Genomic DNA, 2,401 nt, shown 5'->3' with positions numbered 1-2,401 from the left:
GCCGCCAAACAGCGTTGCGCCTGCACCGTCAGGTAATCAGAACTGCCCGGACCAGAACCTACGAGAAATACTTTGCCGTCAGAGTGTGCCATGCTTCGACCATAGCAAACGAGGGGTGCTCGCTGCTTATTGAAGCGCGTAGGTTCACCCTTTCAGCAGGCGGGCTTCGATCGCTCCCCATGTTGCAGGCGAAACGCGCACGGCAGATTGACGACAGCGCACGATTAGCCAGTTTGCATACAGGTAGGTTTCTAGGGATTGCAGCTCTGGCTCTGTCAGATCGACTAAATCAGCGTCCAGTTTGAGGGCGCTGAGCCAAAGCTGGGACAGTCGATCGTGGTACTCCTGCTGAGCGTCGGTTTGATTGGAGCTTGGCTCTCGCAGTTTCAGCGCCTCCAACCGAGCAATCAGCGCCGTAAAATTGACCTCGGTAAACAGCTTGAGCTGGTGAAACTCTTGAGCGAGTGCCTTAGTGAGCGCTTGAGCGATCGTTCGAGGGGTGCGCGTGACGGCACGACTCCGAGCTTGGGCACGCGCGGGCACGCCATCCAGGTTCAGCGGGCGGGCAAGATCTACCGCGCGGGACAGATCCAGCATCGATACAGAAGACGGCGCACGCACCAGATCCAGCGTTTGGACCAGCGATAGCGGACGGGCAAGATCGGTATGCAGCACCCGTACGAGATCGAGGGCACGATCGCGCACCAGCGCCAGAAACAGCGCGGCAGCGCGTTTTGCAGCAGGTTTAACGGGACCACCCTCTGCCGCCCTCAGGTCTGCCCAGTGCAGGAGCGCCTGCAATCGCGGCGTGTTGATGTACTTGCGCGTTTTGCGCTCCATCCGAATCAGCAAATCATCGGCACCCGATCGCATCAGTCCTGCCACCAGCAAAAACACCTCCTGCCAACGTTCGTCGGTTAAGTGACGGGCAACAAGCATGGAAATTTGGTTGTGGTCGTCGATGTACTGGGCAGTTAAGTATTCTTGAAGCGTCAGGTGCGAAAACGAAAACACGTCTTCTGCCCGTTCGACCAGAATGCCTTGCTGAATGGCGATCGCGTTGAGAATTCCCTCACCGTCCAGATGCTTCGGCGCATTCAGGTTGCTGGTCAGAAAAGCCTTGATCTGACCAACTACTTCCCGCTGCGAAAAAAACAGGCGGTCCGATTCAAATCCGGCGTAGGCAATTTCGGATAAGAGAATTTCTTCAAGCTCGGTATTCAAGCCTCGGTAGATTTCCTCGCGCATGATGCGCTTTTCTGCTGCCCACTCTTCCAGCAGCACCCGGAGCGCTTTGCAGTAGAGTCCGCTGCGGTTGTTGGGGAAGTTCTGCGATCGGTCGTACACCAGACACAGCAGCGTCAGCAGCAGTGGCGTTTGCGCCAGTTCTTTGGCGGCGACGTGTTCGGGTTTTTGCAGCAGTTCCCAGCATTTTTGGGCGGTGCCCGCGGCGCGATCGGCAACAGAGTAAAACCAGTTGTGGATAAACTGCTGCATCTGCGACATGTCGAATTCTGCCATCGCTACGTCTGAGAAGCGGCGGAAGTTGTGGTGGTAGGCAGCAATGCGGCAGGAGGCAACAAAGCGGTTCTGGTCGTACTGATCGACAAAGTTCTGAATCTGGCAAATGGCTTCGTCAAGGTTTTTGGTGGGCACTTCGTCCAGCCCATCCAGCAGAATCAGCAGCTTGCCTTGCTCTAGCAGTTTGGTGGTGATTTCGTCGGGCGAGGGCAGATTGCAGACGCGAAATTCGTGAGCGATCGCTTTCTCCAAATTAATCTTGTTAGAGGTGAAGTTTTTTAGCTCGATCAGCACCGGAATGCACTCGTGCTCGTAGCCGCCCGCGACGCCCTTGAGCGCTTCTAGCCCCATCTTGCGGAGAAACGTAGATTTCCCCGCTCCTGGTCCGCCCAGCACCATCAAATACTGCTTCCGATTGGCCACCGCTAGCCCGTCTTGCTTCGCCAAATCCTTTGGCTGAAAACCGCGCCCAGACTGCCGGAATGCTTTTTCCAGATTGTCGATCGACTCAAACCGCCGCAGTTCTGCCCGGTTTAGAAACTGCACGGCGGTATAGACCGACTCCAGCGGTACGGGTTCGCGCATTCCCAGCACTTTAAGAATGCCGTGGCGATCGCTGTAGTTCTGGATGTACTGCTCTGACGCATTGGCGATGAGCCGCTCGGTTTTCTCATCGAGCTTTTTGTCCATCCAGCCAAGAAACTTGCTGCCGCCTTCGCAAATGACTTTGCTGACGATCGTCGCGATGGTTAAACTAGCTGCCTGAATTGCAATGCGCTCAAACGTCATAGGGCAGTGTTCGTGAATGCATCAATACTGCTACATCCACTGTACTGGGTTGTCCCCAACTGACCACGCGATTTTGTGTGAGATCGAGGGC

Annotated in this window: 1 protein-coding gene; it reads right to left on the bottom strand. The window is 55.8% G+C overall.

Annotated features, from left to right (window positions below; translation table 11 throughout):
* Positions 1-144 precede the first annotated feature (144 nt).
* On the bottom strand, positions 145-2,310 hold the full coding sequence (locus H6F43_RS19625; protein ID WP_190344632.1) for an NACHT domain-containing protein: 2,166 nt from the start codon (positions 2,308-2,310) through the stop codon (positions 145-147).
* Positions 2,311-2,401 lie beyond the last annotated feature (91 nt).

It is taken from the genome of Leptolyngbya sp. FACHB-36, from assembly GCF_014695955.1.
Lineage (GTDB): Bacteria > Cyanobacteriota > Cyanobacteriia > Leptolyngbyales > Leptolyngbyaceae > FACHB-36.
The sequence above is the reverse complement of the archived record's forward strand: the minus strand, read 5'-3'. Positions and strand labels throughout refer to the sequence as shown.